Here is a 14,233-nt window from a genome sequence, read left to right as displayed (position 1 = left end):
ATGGCAGAAGGCAGAATTGTAAAAGCTTTAAGCGGATTTTATTACGTAAAATCAGGAGATGAAATTTACTCATGTAAGGGAAGAGGTGTTTTTCGAAATAGAAAAATAACTCCACTTGTGGGTGATTTTGTTAAATTCGAAGAAAGTAATCCGGGAGAAGGCTATATCATGGAAATCGAAACACGATCAAATGAACTTGTCCGGCCGCCAATAGCAAATATCGATCAAGCCATCATTGTCAGTTCTGCTGTTTCTCCAGATTTTAGTGCATTACTACTGGACCAATTTCTTGTGCTGATTGAATCAAAAGATATTGTTCCGTTAATTTTTATTACGAAGATTGATTTAATTTCAGATGAAGAGCGAACAACTATTGATTACTATAAATCTGTCTACGAAGATATAGGCTATTCCGTTGAGTTGTTATCATCAAAACAACCGGATAATCCACCAGTGTTAGAACATTATTTTGCGGATAAAGTATCTGTGTTTGCGGGCCAATCCGGTGTGGGGAAATCTTCGCTTTTAAACGTATTAAAGCCTTCCTTGTTGCTTAAGACAGATGAAATTTCCAAAAGTCTTGGCAGAGGGAAGCATACGACAAGACATGTAGAGCTGATGCAGGTAAATAGTGGACTCGTCGCAGATACTCCAGGTTTTAGTAATCTTGATTTTAATGAAATCGAAGCGGAAGAGTTATCAGATTGTTTTCCTGAAATGAGAGCATTGAAGGAAAACTGTAAATTTCGCGGATGTAAGCATCATAAAGAACCGAACTGCGCAGTAAAAGAAGCAGTAGATAATGAGGCAATCTCGAACATTCGATATAAGCATTATTTAAGTTTCCTAGAAGAAATACAATCAAGAAAGCCGAGGTATTAACATATGACAAAAATAGCACCATCCATCTTATCAGCAGACTTTTCGAAATTGGGTGAAGAGATTAAAGATGTAGAAAAGGGCGGGGCAGATTATATTCATGTAGATGTAATGGATGGACATTTTGTACCGAACATTACAATTGGGTCATTAATTGTAGAAGCGATTAAACCGGTAACGACGCTACCTTTGGATGTACATTTAATGATTGAGAATCCAGATACTTATATTGCAGATTTTGCAAAAGCAGGGGCATCGATCATTACTGTTCACCAGGAGGCATCTCCACACCTACATCGTACGATTCAGCTGATTAAAGCAAATGGAGCCAAAGCAGGAGTTGTTGTTAATCCTGCAACACCAGTAGAGATGATTAAGCCAATATTGACCGAAATTGATCTGGTTTTAATAATGACCGTTAACCCGGGATTTGGAGGGCAGTCATTTATTCATGAAACAGTTAAGAAAATTGAACAGATTTCTACATGGCGAAATGAGTTGAATCTGGAATACGAAATTGAAGTTGATGGTGGAGTTAATCCAGAAACAGCAAAACTTTGTACCGACGCTGGAGCAGATGTACTTGTTGCTGGGAGTGCTGTTTTCAATCAAGCTAATCGTCATCAGGCGATTCAAGAAATTCTTCAAGCAACGAAAGGATAAGTATCATGAAATCAGTAGGAATTGTAGGAAATGGGCCAGATCACTTGCTCCCAGATCTACAATATTATAAAGATAAAATTGATGTTTGGATTGGTGCGGATCGTGGAGCATACATTTTGGCAGAACATAATATTCCAATAGAATATGCTGTTGGTGATTTTGATTCTATTACGGACAGTGAAAAAGCATTCATTAAACAACAGACAAAATTTATGGAACAATACCCAGCAGAAAAAGATGAAACAGATATTGAAATTGCATTAAATAGAAGTTTTGTACTGAATCCTGATCATATTTACTTGTTTGGTGTAACCGGTGGCAGAATTGATCATGAACTAATCAATATTCAATTGCTGTATCTCATTAAGAATAAAGGAATAGACGGTTATATAGTGGATAAATCAAACTGGCTTGAGATGGTTTATCCTGGTAAGCATACGATTAGACAGGACCAGAAGTATCCCTATATTTCATTTATTCCTTATTCAAAAGCAGTAGAAAGAATTAATCTTTCTGGTTTTTACTATCCATTAAAAAATACGAATATCTCATGGGGATCGACTCGCTGTATTTCAAACGAGCTTCTTTCAAAAAGTGGTACTTTTTCTTTTGAAAAAGGCATACTATTACTAGTAAAGAGTTGTGATACAATTTAGCAGCAGTTTGGATTGTAGAACAGGAGGGGTCCCTGCTTATGAAATTTTATACTATTAAACTTCCGAGATTTGTTGGTGGATTTGTAAAGATTGTCATTGGGATGTTCAGAAAAGAAAAATAATGTATAGACCAGCTTTTGTCAATTCGGTTTGATAAAAGCTTTCTTTTTTCGAATAAAGGTTGTTTTCTAGAATTTGCTAGATCCTATACACATAATAGCGACGTAACTGCTGGCTGATATCCAAAGACGGTGCTATTACTGCCGTCCGGGATCGCTGCGGGCAGATGCGCACCTTAGGGCACGGCCACAGCCCCGAAGAGAAAACCACTCTTCTGGTCTTCGGACACGTGCTTTTCCAGCAGGACAAGTAAGGCTTCGGCAGCATTTGCATCTTCGTAAGAAAATTGGTTTGTATTTTCGAGGAGTCACCGCCCACAGCAATGCCGGACTGGTGGAGCTTTATAATGTGTTTTATCGCTATTACTAATGCAGAGAACTGCTAGCAATCTTCTAACTGGCTCTGGGGTACACGGGGACTCCTACGGGAAAATAGGCATAGGTGAGACCCTGAAGTGCGTCAGCATGAAGGGGCACACCAGCCACCCTAGGATGCCCGTAGTGTATTTCCCTAAGCGGTCGCCGAAGAGATTTATCTTAGGTCGTTATATCAACTTCGAGTGTTATAAAGCAACAAACTTTTCACAAAGTCCTGAATAAAAAAGCAGATAAAAAAACACCTAATGCATGCATTGGGTGTTTTTTAGTTAATCAACTAATGTAGTTTTAGTATATTATACGCGCTCTACTTTACCTGATTTCAGGGCACGTGCAGAAACGTAAACACGTTTAGGTTTTCCATCTACCATAATACGTACTTTTTGTACATTAGCTTTCCAATTACGCTTGTTGGAATTCATAGCGTGAGAGCGTTGGTTTCCTGTGCTAGTTTTACGTCCAGTTACAACACATTTTCTTGCCATGTTAATCCCTCCTTACTCTATCATCTGTCATTTATTACTTATACAATTTATCATAAGTAGCCTAATAATGCAATCAATCTTTTATTACTTATACAATAAATTATACTTTAATTCCAATAAATACGCTGGTCTATCAGCATTTACCTTTATTATTGGGAATAAAGAAAAAATACTTGACAGATGGTATAGATTCATCCAATGTTATAAGTGAAATTTTTACGGTACTAATTTATCCCTATATATTAGTAGTTGCTTTTAAATATAACGAGGCTATAGTATAATTTGCTTATGTTATGTTTTAATGTTTAAAAGGCAATTCAAAAGTTTGCAGATCATAAGTGACAAATGAATGTTGATTTATATTCAGCAGTTTTTTTGAGATGTATTTTAAGGGGGATTATTATGTCCATTGAACTTAATATGAGTGATGGTCAAGTAACCATTACCAATGAAGTTATTGCTACCATTGCTGGTGGGACAGCAGTTGAATGTTATGGAATTGTAGGAATGGCATCGAAAAGCCAAATTAAAGATGGTATTGCAGAGATTCTGAGAAAAGAAAACTACTCTCGTGGCATTGTCGTTCGCCAGGGAGAAGAGAAATTGCATATTGATATGTATATTATAGTCAGTTATGGCACAAAAATATCCGAAGTGGCTAACAATGTTCAATCACAGGTTAAATATACATTAAGTCAATCTTTAGGGTTAGCAATTGACTCAGTAAATATATATATTCAAGGAGTCCGTGTAGCAAAAGATTAATTTGCTGCAGTTTGGAGGAGGAAAACATCGTGACGGTTGAAAAATTAGACGGCGTTACTTTGACACAAATGGTACTCTCCGGAGCACACCATTTAGCGAACAATGCCAGTAAAATTGATGCTTTAAATGTATTTCCAGTACCGGATGGTGATACAGGCACAAATATGAATTTATCAATGACATCAGGAGCAAATGAAGTTAGGAAATGGACGACCAACAATGTTTCTGAAGTTGCAAATGCTTTCGCAAAAGGATTATTAATGGGAGCAAGAGGGAACTCAGGTGTCATTTTGTCTCAAATATTCCGTGGTTTTGCCAAGGGAATGGGCAAGAAAGAGGAATTAACGGTTACAGATCTTGCCGAAGCCTTTGATGCTGGTGTAGTTACAGCTTACAAGGCTGTGATGAAGCCTGTGGAAGGTACGATCTTGACGGTAGCGAAAGATGCTGGAAAGAAAGCGGTTAGTGAGTCTAAAAATGAAACAGATATTATTATTTTTATGGAAAAGGTTTTGGCTGAAGCAAAAGCTTCCCTTAAACGTACCCCTGACTTACTGCCGGTATTGAAAGAGGTAGGTGTAGTGGATTCGGGTGGTCAAGGTCTTGTAACCATTTATGAAGGTTTCTTGGCAGCCTTAAAAGGTGAAGAACTTCCAGAAGATTCAACAGAAGTGAAAATGGAAGAAATGATCAATGCTGAACACCATAAAGTGACACAGGATTTCATGGACACTTCAGAAATCGTATTTGGATATTGTACAGAGTTCATGGTCAAATTTGAAGAAGAAAAACTTGCAGAAAATCCATATAATGAAGAGGACTTCCGCAATGAATTAAGTGAACTGGGGGATTCCTTATTAGTTGTTTCGGATGAAGATATTGTGAAAGTCCATGTTCATTCCGAGACTCCTGGAAATTGTCTGACATTAGGACAGCGTTTTGGTAGTCTAGTCAACATGAAGATTGAAAATATGCGTGAACAGCATACTGCTTTAGTTGGAGAAAAGGATACGAAAGCAGTTCCAAAAGAAAAAGCCGACTATGCGATTGTTACGGTGGCAATGGGAAGTGGACTAAAAGCATTGTTTGAAAGTCTTGGAGCCTCTGTTGTCATTGAAGGTGGCCAAACTATGAATCCTAGTACACAAGATATAACAAATGCAATTAAAAAAGCGAATTCGAAAAACATACTTATTTTACCAAATAACAAAAACATCTTAATGGCCGCTGATCAGGCTGCAGAAATTGCAGAGGAAAATGTAAAAGTGGTGCCAACTAAAACAATTCCTCAAGGGATCAGTGCAATGCTTGCATTTCATCCAGAATCAGATATTGATGAAAACAGAGGCGTCATGGATGAAGCTCGTAAGCAGGTGAAAACTGGTCAAATCACATATGCTATCAGAGATACGCAAATTGATGGAATTACAATTGAAAACGGTAATTTTATGGGAATAGATGAAGGGAAAATCGTGGTAACGCACAAGGAAAAGGCAGAGGCTGCTAAATTGCTATTGAAAGAAATAATCTCGGATAACGATGAGATCTTAACTATTTTATATGGTGATGATGTGGATGATACAGAAGTGAAAGCTCTTGTAACCTATGTTGAAGAAACTTATGAAGATGTTGAAGTAGAAGTTCATAACGGTAAACAGCCGATATATTCCTATATCTTTTCAGTGGAGTAGCAACAGATTAAAGGAGATTATACGATATACAGTATAATCTCCTTTTTCATACTACAGGCCGATTATCTTCATAATAAAGCTGAATGAAAATAATAGCGATATGGCAACTAGTGCCTTATTTAGTTCTTTTTGTTTCCCCAATGCCAATTTAACAATAGGGTATGCAATAAACCCAAATGCCATCCCATCTCCGATACTGTATGTGAATGGAATCATCACAACAATAAGTAATGCCGGGATGCTCTCTGAAAGGTTGTCTAATGGCAAATAACGGATATTTTGAGCCATCAAAAATCCGACGATAATTAAAATTGGGCTGATGGCTGAATTTGGAACGATCGAGATCCAAGGAATAATGAAAATAGTTAAAAGGAACAAAACTCCTGCGGTTATTGCTGCTCTGCCTGTTTTTCCACCAGAAGCAATTACCGCTGCGTTTTCTGCTCCCGAAACGGTTGGTGATGTACCGAGAAATGCAGAAGTAAAAGCCGAGAATGCTGTAATCCGATATGCTTTCGAATAGCTTTTCTCTCTGTCCAGCATATCCAGTTGACCATTTAGAATTCCCATGTTTTCAAAAATGAGAATTAAGGCTAATGGAAATACTGCAAGCCAGAAGGAAAATTGTCCAGCAGCTGAAAAGGAAGGCAAAAATAAAAGCTCGCTCATATTGACGTGAACCATACCCGCTTCTGGCTTCGGTAGGCCAAAAAGGGCTGCAAGTAATGTACCAACAACCATAGTAATAAGAAAGTTTGCAGGTATATTTCTTACAAATAAAAAGATGGCTATAAATAGTGTAAGGAGACTTACCGTAACTGTCGTTGAAGTAAAATCACCAATTGCAATGATTGTATTTTCTCCGCTTGTAATTAGACCACTATTTTCCAGTCCAATCAGTATTAAAAAGAAGCCTAGCCCGACAGTAATTCCATGTTTTAAGGAATTGGGTATGGCATTCTTTAAAATAACGCCAAGTTTACTGAATGCAGTAATCAGAAAAATAAGTCCTGCCACAAGAACGACAGCTAACCCTTCCTGGAATGTAAAACCATTGTTTCCAATGATCGAATATGCAAAGAGTGCATTAATTCCCATTCCGGGAATTAAGATCAATGGTAGTTTACCGATTATCCCCATGACCATCGTACCAACAAAACTGGCGAGAATAGTGGCAATCATCCCAGATTCAAGGGAAATACCTGCTTCACTTAAAATGGAGCCATTGACAACAACAATATATACGGTGGTAAAATAGCCGATGATACCAGCAATTATTTCATTTTTTAAAGGTACCTTGTTTTTATTGCCTGTGTATTTCATAAAAATTCCTCATATGTCTTATATCCCTCTCCCACCCGATTACCTAAAGAAAATGTAAAAAGTCTTGTTTCAGCTCAAAACGGGACTAAAAACTTGACTCATACACATTCATTCATAATCCACAAATGATTATTATAGTCTTTTTTGTTATACTTTACAATAGAACTAGAACTATACTAATAATAGGTGGTGCATACATGTGAAATATAATTCAGTGTTTGATATTATCGGACCAGTCATGGTTGGCCCATCAAGCTCACATACAGCAGGTGCTGCACGTATAGGGAAAGCTGCACGTAATTTATTTGGAAAACAACCGAAATGGGCAAAAATCCATTTATATGAATCCTTTGCTAAAACATATAAAGGCCATGGAACAGATTTTGCATTGGCAGGTGGGTTATTGGGTTTTGAAACAGATCATCCACAAATGAGCAAGGCACTTGAAATAGCTAAAGAGAAAGGTCTTGAAATTGAATTTGTTGAAGATAGTGCTGCTGTAGATCACCCGAATACTGCACGTTTAATAATCGGGGACGACATGGATCAACTGGAGCTTATCGGTATATCCATCGGTGGAGGGAAAGTTGAAATTACTGAACTGAATGGTTTTGAACTTAGGTTATCAGGAAACCACCCTGCAATCTTAATTATGCATAATGATCGTTATGGAGCAATTGCCTCTGTTACGAAAATTCTTGCCAAACATGAAGTAAACATTGGTCATATGGAAGTAAATCGTAAAGATGTAGGTAAAGAAGCATTGATGGTCATTGAAGTCGATCAAAATGTAGAAGACACGATTTTAAATGAGCTAAAGGAAGCAGACCATATTAATCAGATTGCAAAAATCGTCAGCTGATCTCAGAGAGGAGTGTTAGGATGTTTCGAACAGTGGCAGAATTGATTGAAATTGCCGAAAAGGAAAATATATTAATTTCTGAAGTGATGATACGTCAGGAAATGGATGTTAAAGAAAAAACGCGTGAAGAAGTTTATGAAGAAATGGAAAAAAATCTTCAAGTAATGGAAAGAGCAATCGATGATGCTATGCAAGGTGTTCAGTCTGTAACAGGTCTTACTGGTGGTGATGCTGTCCGCATTCAAAAGTATATGAAAGAGAAAACCCCTTTATCTGGTCCTCTCATGATGGATGCGGTTAGTAAAGCAATGGGAACGAATGAAGTCAATGCAGCAATGGGCATAATCTGCGCTACTCCAACTGCAGGAAGTGCAGGTTGTGTTCCGGGGACATTATTTGCTGTGAAAGAACAGCTACATCCAACTCGTGAACAAATGATCCGGTATTTATTTACTGCGGGAGCTTTCGGTTTTGTCGTTGCTAATAACGCATTTATTTCGGGTGCGGCTGGAGGATGCCAAGCTGAAATCGGATCTGCCGGTGCAATGGCTGCAGCAGCGATTGTAGAGATGGCTGGTGGCACAGCTCAACAATCTTCAGATGCCTTTGCAATGACATTAAAGAATATGCTTGGACTCGTTTGTGACCCTGTTGCAGGTCTTGTAGAAGTACCTTGTGTGAAGAGAAATGCAGCCGGTTCATCATTAGCAATTGTTTCTGCCGATTTAGCATTGGCCGGTGTTACAAGCAGAATTCCATGTGATGAAGTAATTGGCGCGATGTATCGTATTGGAAAGCAAATGCCTTCAAGCCTTCGTGAAACAGGTGAGGGTGGGTTGGCTGATACACCAACTGGTAGATTGCTAAAAAAGAAAATATATGGAAATACGAACTAGAAAGAGTGATTTGCTGTGATGAGTGAGCAAGTAACAGAAATTAAAGGTGTGGGAGAAATTGCTGCAGAAAACTTGGCGTCTATGAACATACATACGATTGCCGACCTACTTTTTTATTTCCCATATCGTTATGATGTTTATGAAATTAAACCACTTAGTGAATTGATACATGATGATAAAGTGACAATCGAGGGAAGGGTGATCCACGACCCTTCCCTTACTTTTTATGGCAGAAAAAAGTCAAGACTGTCATTTTCCGTTGAAGTTGAAGGGGTGGCAATAAAAGCTGTCATGTTTAATCGAGCGTTTGCTAAAAAACAAATTCAAGCTGACAATATTGTCACACTCACCGGAAAATGGGATGCACATAGATTACAAATTACTGTTAGCCACTATAGTCTTGGACCAATAGATGATCAGAAAAGTATTAATCCGGTATATTCGTTAAAGGGCGATTTTACAAATATAAAATTAAAGAAACTAATACGGACAGCATTACAGACCTATAGTGGTGACATCAAAGAAATTTTACCTGATAGCTACCTTCAATCGTATAAACTACCAAATCGAAAAGATGCAGTATCCACCATGCATTTTCCGAAGGATCGGATAGCATTAAAACATGCTCGTCGTCGTTTTACATATGAAGAGTTTTTGTTATTCCAGCTAAAAATGCAGTTGCTTCGCAAGTTGAAACGTGAGTCTACTAGTGGCAATACCCAATACTATGATTCTACAAAGGTTCAAGAGTTTATAGGTGATTTTCCTTTTGCATTAACAAATGCCCAACAGAAATCATTACAGCAAATTTTGGCTGATTTAAAATCGCCGTTTCGCATGAATCGATTACTCCAAGGAGATGTCGGCTCGGGTAAAACAGCAGTAGCTGCAATTGGTTTATACGCCTCCATCACTGCCGGAAAACAGGGAGCATTAATGGTTCCGACAGAGATTCTTGCTGAACAGCATTATCAGTCTTTAAAAGAACTGTTTGGAGACCGGGCAACAATTGTTTTACTTACGGGATCTGTAAAAGGGAAAAAGAGAAAAGAGATCCTAGCGACTATCGAAAATAAGGATGCTGATATCGTTGTTGGTACACATGCGCTGATACAGGATGAGGTTATTTTCCATGATCTGGGCTTTGCAATTGTTGATGAACAACATCGTTTTGGTGTGGAACAAAGAAGAATACTTAGGGATAAAGGGTTAAATCCGGATGTGTTATTTATGACTGCGACACCAATACCAAGAACTCTTGCCATTACCGCTTTTGGTGATATGGACGTATCTGTCATTGATGAAATGCCTGTTGGCAGAAAAGAAATTGAAACACTTTGGGTAAAGGAAAATACGTTTGAAAGAATTTTAAATTTTATCGAAAATCGTGTTGCAGAAGGTGAACAGGCATATGTAATCAGCCCATTAATTGAGGAATCTGATAAGCTGGATATTCAAAATGCGGTTGATCTATTCCATCAACTTCAAGAATACTTTCCACCTGAAGTTAAAGTAGGGTTGATGCATGGGAGACTTCCTGCAGCTGAAAAAGATGGCGTCATGAAGGAATTTGCGGCAAATGACATACAAGTTCTCGTCTCAACTACCGTAGTAGAAGTTGGTGTAAATGTTCCGAATGCTACCATTATGGTTATCTACGATGCTGAAAGATTTGGTTTATCTCAACTCCATCAATTAAGGGGCAGGGTTGGAAGAGGTAGTAAGCAAAGTTACTGTATTCTAATCGCCGAACCGAAAAGTGAAGTCGGCAAAGAGCGTATGCGCATTATGACAGAAACAACGAATGGGTTTGAACTCTCTGAACAGGATTTACAACTTAGGGGTCCAGGAGACTTCTTTGGCAAAAAGCAAAGTGGCGTTCCTGAATTTAAGGTTGCTGATATGATTCATGACTATCGAGCACTAGAAACCGCCCGGAATGATGCACAGAAAATTATTGAATCTAACCAATTGAACAATACGGAGGAATTCTATCCTTTAAAGGAATTTCTTGAACAGCAATTTTCCTTCGAAGATAAATTGGATTAATGGTTAACTTGCATAAATAATAATGGTATTATATATTACTATTAGTACCAAGTCATAAACGCATTGAATTAAATGATGATGGTGGTGCATGATGAAGAAAACAAAAACGGAACGTCAACAACTTTTAAAAGAAAAAATTAAACAAAGCCCCTTCACTACGGATGAACAACTGGCAAAAGATTTTCGTGTTAGCATTCAAACAATACGGTTGGATCGGATGGAAATGAGCATCCCTGAGTTGAGGGAACGCATTAAGTATGTTGCGACCAATCAATGGAATGAAACAGTGAAAGCTTTGCCATTGGATGAAGTGATTGGTGAAATTATAGATTTGGAATTGGACAAACGTGCAATATCTATTTTGGATATTACTTCTGAACTTGTCTTTTCGAGGAATAAAATAGCGAGAGGCCATCATTTATTTGCACAGGCCAATTCATTGGCTGTTGCCGTTATAAACGATCAACTAGCACTTACCGCCAAATCTGAAGTGAAATTTACACGTCAGGTTATTGAAGGGGAACGTGTTATAGCCAAGGCAATTATACAAGGTAAAGATGAAAAAGATCGCACTATTGTACATGTTAATAGTTTTGTAGATAAGGAGAAAGTTTTTACAGGTCTATTTTATATGTATCAACCAAATGATAAAGGGGAAAACGGAAATGAGATTAGCAGTTGATGCTATGGGGGGCGACAATGCACCAAAAGAGATTGTACTTGGTGCCATGGATGCAGTGACAGAGATTAATAACCTGACCATAACCCTCTACGGTGATGAGAATCAAATTAACCCATTCTTAACTAATAATAAAAATATTGAAGTTATTCATACCGATGAAGTTATAACAAGTGATGATGAGCCTGTAAGAGCTGTACGTAGAAAGAAGAACTCTTCCTTAGTGTTAATGGCACAAGCGGTAAAAGAAGGTCTTGCGGACGCTTGTATCTCAGCCGGAAATACTGGTGCATTAATGAGTGCTGGATTGTTTGTCGTTGGAAGGATTCCCGGAATTGACCGACCTGCACTAAGTCCAACACTTCCCACCGTTGATGGAAAAGGATTTCTCATGCTTGATGTTGGAGCAAATGTGGATGCTAAGGCGAATCATCTCGTTCAATATGCAATCATGGGTTCGATTTATTCTGAGAAAGTCCGTCATATTTCAAATCCTACTGTTGGCCTTCTTAACGTAGGAACAGAAGATGGAAAAGGAAATGAATTGACAAAAAAGGCTTTTGAACAATTGAAAAGTGCTCCAATAAACTTTATCGGAAATGTAGAAGCAAGGGACATTTTAAATAGTGCCTGTGATGTCGTCGTTACAGATGGGTTTAGTGGCAATATAGCACTTAAAACTATTGAGGGTACCGCACAAGCGATTTTCGCTTTATTAAAAGGAACGCTTATGTCGTCAACGAAAACGAAACTTGCAGCAGGTCTTATGAAAAATGATCTTCGTGGACTTAAAGAAAAATTAGATTACTCCGAATATGGTGGTGCTGGTTTATTTGGACTTGCTGCGCCTGTCATTAAAGCACATGGTTCATCAAATAGCAGAGCAATTTTGAGTGCCATTAAACAGGCAAATCATATGGTTGAACATAATGTAACTGAAACGATTAAAACGACGATTGATTCGATTGAATTAGATAAGGAGTGATAGGATGAAACGAGTAGCTTTTATGTTTCCCGGTCAAGGATCACAGGTTGTTGGAATGGGGAAGGAATTGCACGATGCATTTCCATTCGTTCAAGAACTATTTCAAAAAGCCAATGAAGTATTGGATAAAGATATAAAGGAAATTATGTTTGATGGACCAACAGAAATATTAACTGAGACAGAAAACGCTCAGCCCGCCCTTCTTTTGACAAGTATCGCAATACATAAATTACTACAACAGGAAAATGTGGAAGCGGTTATGACTGTGGGACACAGCCTTGGAGAATACAGTGCACTTGTTGCTGCTGATGCATTAACATTAGAAGATGCTTTACCATTAGTTGCTGTACGCGGGAAATTAATGGAAGAAGCTTTTCCTAAAGGTCAGGGTACTATGGCCGCTGTACTTGGTTTGAAAGAACAGGAAATATCAGATGTATTGCAAACGATCACGGATGAAGTCGTTGATCTTGCCAACTTGAATTGTCCAGGTCAAATCGTTATTTCTGGGTCGAAGCAAGGAATTGAACAAGCGTCTGAGTTATTGAAGGAAAAAGGAGCAAAACGCGTTCTTCCCTTAAACGTTAGTGGTCCGTTCCACTCCAGATTGATGAAGCCTGCCAATGAAGAATTTGCAAGCTATTTAGATAACACTCAGGTAAAAGATGCGGTGATTCCGGTATATGCCAATGTTTCAGCAGAAGCAGTCACCTCAAGTGGGGAAATAAAGGATTTGCTACTTAAACAACTGTACTCCCCCGTACGCTTCGAAGAGTCTATTAATCATATGATTGATGAAGGAATAGACGCTTTTGTCGAGGTAGGTAATGGGAAAGTACTTTCTGGTCTATTAAGAAAAATAAACAAGAAGGTTCCTACGTTTGCAGTACAGGATATTAAATCAATGAACGATTTTATTTCATGGTACAGGGAGGAATCATAATGCTCAAAGGGAAAAATGCACTAGTGACAGGCGCATCGCGTGGAATCGGAAAAGCAATTGCTCTTGAACTGGCAAAGCAGGGTGCTAATGTAGCAGTCAATTATGCTGGTAGTGAAGCAAAGGCACAGGCAGTTGTTGAAGAGATTGAACAGCTGGGTGTTCAATCCTTTAAAGTGCAGGCAGATGTTGCCAATGAAACAAATGTAAAAGCAATGGTTAAAGAAGTAATTTCAACATTTGGAAGTCTTGATATTTTAGTGAATAATGCGGGCGTAACAAGTGATAACTTGTTAATGCGTATGAAGGAAGAAGAATTCGATCGCGTAATTAATACGAATTTAAAAGGTGTCTTTATTTGTACAAAGGCAGTGACTAGACAAATGATGAAACAAAAAGCAGGCAGAATTATAAATGTTGCATCTATTGTAGGTGTCAGTGGGAATCCTGGACAAGCCAATTATGTTGCAGCAAAAGCAGGTGTCATCGGATTAACAAAAACAACCGCAAAAGAGCTTGCCTCTCGTAACATCTTGGTTAATGCAGTTGCACCTGGATTTATTTCTACCGATATGACAGACGAACTGACCGAGGAACAAAGAGAAAGTATGCTAAACTTAATTCCGTTGGCAAAACTAGGAACAGCCGAAGATGTAGCAAAAGTTGTCCGCTTCCTCACAACAGAAGACGCCAACTACATTACCGGCCAAACCATCCACATCGACGGCGGAATGGTGATGTGAAATCAAAAGCGAAGTGGGCTTGCCCAGCGGCGAATAGCATAGACAAGAGACTGTAGAGCACGGGTTTTTGTGCTCGGAATGTCTATTGTCTATGACTCGAGCCGCTAGCCCACGTAGCTA

General features: G+C 38.5%; 15 protein-coding genes. 13 read left to right on the top strand and 2 right to left on the bottom strand.

The features are described 5' to 3' along the window. Genes rsgA through spoVM form a run of 4 tightly spaced genes read left to right on the top strand, consistent with a single transcriptional unit; the run spans window position 1 to window position 2,320 of the window. A complete protein-coding gene (rsgA, locus tag BV906_RS08075; RefSeq protein WP_087972955.1) occupies window positions 1-882 on the top strand; it encodes a ribosome small subunit-dependent GTPase A in 882 nt (293 codons plus the stop codon). Window positions 883-885: 3 nt separating this feature from the next. Further along, the gene (gene rpe / locus BV906_RS08070) at window positions 886-1,542 is read left to right on the top strand and encodes a ribulose-phosphate 3-epimerase (protein ID WP_087972954.1); all 657 of its coding nucleotides are present in this window, start codon (window positions 886-888) and stop codon (window positions 1,540-1,542) included. A 5-nt stretch (window positions 1,543-1,547) separates the two neighbouring features. Continuing rightward, window positions 1,548-2,198, top strand: a complete 651-nt coding sequence (locus BV906_RS08065) for a thiamine diphosphokinase (protein WP_087972953.1) — start codon at window positions 1,548-1,550, stop codon at window positions 2,196-2,198. A gap of 38 nt (window positions 2,199-2,236) precedes the next feature. Continuing rightward, window positions 2,237-2,320: a stage V sporulation protein SpoVM gene (spoVM, locus tag BV906_RS08060; protein WP_087972952.1), complete on the top strand. Its 84-nt coding sequence runs from the start codon at window positions 2,237-2,239 to the stop codon at window positions 2,318-2,320. Window positions 2,321-2,991: 671 nt separating this feature from the next. Here the strand turns inward: spoVM and rpmB are convergent. Next, a complete protein-coding gene (gene rpmB, locus BV906_RS08055) occupies window positions 2,992-3,180 on the bottom strand; it encodes a 50S ribosomal protein L28 (protein ID WP_087972951.1) in 189 nt (62 codons plus the stop codon). Window positions 3,181-3,582: 402 nt separating this feature from the next. Between rpmB and BV906_RS08050 the strand changes: the two genes are divergently transcribed. Together BV906_RS08050 and BV906_RS08045 are read left to right on the top strand one after the other, a co-directional pair. Further along, window positions 3,583-3,945, top strand: coding sequence for an Asp23/Gls24 family envelope stress response protein (locus BV906_RS08050; RefSeq protein WP_087972950.1), 363 nt, complete (start codon window positions 3,583-3,585; stop codon window positions 3,943-3,945). A gap of 29 nt (window positions 3,946-3,974) precedes the next feature. Further along, complete coding sequence (locus tag BV906_RS08045) at window positions 3,975-5,636, top strand: DAK2 domain-containing protein (protein ID WP_087972949.1); 1,662 nt, start codon at window positions 3,975-3,977, stop codon at window positions 5,634-5,636. Between the two features lie 51 nt (window positions 5,637-5,687). On the opposite strand, the gene BV906_RS08040 is transcribed toward BV906_RS08045, so the two are convergent. Then, window positions 5,688-6,959 carry an NCS2 family permease gene (locus tag BV906_RS08040; protein ID WP_087972948.1) on the bottom strand — a complete coding sequence of 424 codons (1,272 nt, stop codon included), beginning with the start codon at window positions 6,957-6,959 and terminating at the stop codon, window positions 5,688-5,690. Between the two features lie 199 nt (window positions 6,960-7,158). On the opposite strand from BV906_RS08040, the gene sdaAB reads away from it, so the two are divergent. The 7 genes from sdaAB (at window position 7,159) to fabG (ending at window position 14,113) form a co-directional block, all read left to right on the top strand. Beyond that, window positions 7,159-7,821 carry an L-serine ammonia-lyase, iron-sulfur-dependent subunit beta gene (gene sdaAB, locus BV906_RS08035; RefSeq protein WP_087972947.1) on the top strand — a complete coding sequence of 221 codons (663 nt, stop codon included), beginning with the start codon at window positions 7,159-7,161 and terminating at the stop codon, window positions 7,819-7,821. 20 nt (window positions 7,822-7,841) lie between these two features. After that, the gene (gene sdaAA, locus BV906_RS08030; protein ID WP_087972946.1) at window positions 7,842-8,717 is read left to right on the top strand and encodes an L-serine ammonia-lyase, iron-sulfur-dependent, subunit alpha; all 876 of its coding nucleotides are present in this window, start codon (window positions 7,842-7,844) and stop codon (window positions 8,715-8,717) included. Between the two features lie 15 nt (window positions 8,718-8,732). Beyond that, the gene (recG, locus tag BV906_RS08025) at window positions 8,733-10,766 is read left to right on the top strand and encodes an ATP-dependent DNA helicase RecG (protein WP_087972945.1); all 2,034 of its coding nucleotides are present in this window, start codon (window positions 8,733-8,735) and stop codon (window positions 10,764-10,766) included. A gap of 91 nt (window positions 10,767-10,857) precedes the next feature. Then, window positions 10,858-11,448: a transcription factor FapR gene (fapR, locus tag BV906_RS08020; RefSeq protein ID WP_087972944.1), complete on the top strand. Its 591-nt coding sequence runs from the start codon at window positions 10,858-10,860 to the stop codon at window positions 11,446-11,448. Next, window positions 11,432-12,430 (top strand): phosphate acyltransferase PlsX, encoded by a 999-nt coding sequence (gene plsX, locus BV906_RS08015; protein ID WP_087972943.1) that lies wholly within the window; start codon window positions 11,432-11,434, stop codon window positions 12,428-12,430. Before fapR ends, plsX begins: the two co-directional genes overlap by 17 nt. Window positions 12,431-12,434: 4 nt before the next feature. Further along, window positions 12,435-13,373: an ACP S-malonyltransferase gene (gene fabD, locus BV906_RS08010; RefSeq protein WP_087972942.1), complete on the top strand. Its 939-nt coding sequence runs from the start codon at window positions 12,435-12,437 to the stop codon at window positions 13,371-13,373. Next, complete coding sequence (fabG, locus tag BV906_RS08005; protein ID WP_087972941.1) at window positions 13,373-14,113, top strand: 3-oxoacyl-[acyl-carrier-protein] reductase; 741 nt, start codon at window positions 13,373-13,375, stop codon at window positions 14,111-14,113. The genes fabD and fabG overlap by 1 nt, the downstream gene beginning before the upstream one ends. Window positions 14,114-14,233: the final 120 nt, after the last annotated feature.

Source organism: Oceanobacillus rekensis, assembly GCF_002153375.1.
GTDB classification, from domain to species: Bacteria; Bacillota; Bacilli; order Bacillales; family Amphibacillaceae; genus Oceanobacillus; species Oceanobacillus rekensis.
This window is presented reverse-complemented; position numbering and strand designations above follow the sequence as displayed.

What these genes read in the sequence shown, in the direction of transcription:
- rsgA (WP_087972955.1), top strand. Translation starts at nt 1, where the DNA reads ATGGCAGAAGGCAGAATTGTAAAAGCTTTAAGCGGATTTTATTACGTA.
- rpe (WP_087972954.1), top strand. Translation starts at nt 886, where the DNA reads ATGACAAAAATAGCACCATCCATCTTATCAGCAGACTTTTCGAAATTG.
- BV906_RS08065 (WP_087972953.1), top strand. Translation starts at nt 1,548, where the DNA reads ATGAAATCAGTAGGAATTGTAGGAAATGGGCCAGATCACTTGCTCCCA.
- spoVM (WP_087972952.1), top strand. Translation starts at nt 2,237, where the DNA reads ATGAAATTTTATACTATTAAACTTCCGAGATTTGTTGGTGGATTTGTA.
- rpmB (WP_087972951.1), bottom strand. Translation starts at nt 3,180, where the DNA reads ATGGCAAGAAAATGTGTTGTAACTGGACGTAAAACTAGCACAGGAAAC.
- BV906_RS08050 (WP_087972950.1), top strand. Translation starts at nt 3,583, where the DNA reads ATGTCCATTGAACTTAATATGAGTGATGGTCAAGTAACCATTACCAAT.
- BV906_RS08040 (WP_087972948.1), bottom strand. Translation starts at nt 6,959, where the DNA reads ATGAAATACACAGGCAATAAAAACAAGGTACCTTTAAAAAATGAAATA.
- sdaAA (WP_087972946.1), top strand. Translation starts at nt 7,842, where the DNA reads ATGTTTCGAACAGTGGCAGAATTGATTGAAATTGCCGAAAAGGAAAAT.
- fapR (WP_087972944.1), top strand. Translation starts at nt 10,858, where the DNA reads ATGAAGAAAACAAAAACGGAACGTCAACAACTTTTAAAAGAAAAAATT.
- plsX (WP_087972943.1), top strand. Translation starts at nt 11,432, where the DNA reads ATGAGATTAGCAGTTGATGCTATGGGGGGCGACAATGCACCAAAAGAG.
- fabD (WP_087972942.1), top strand. Translation starts at nt 12,435, where the DNA reads ATGAAACGAGTAGCTTTTATGTTTCCCGGTCAAGGATCACAGGTTGTT.
- fabG (WP_087972941.1), top strand. Translation starts at nt 13,373, where the DNA reads ATGCTCAAAGGGAAAAATGCACTAGTGACAGGCGCATCGCGTGGAATC.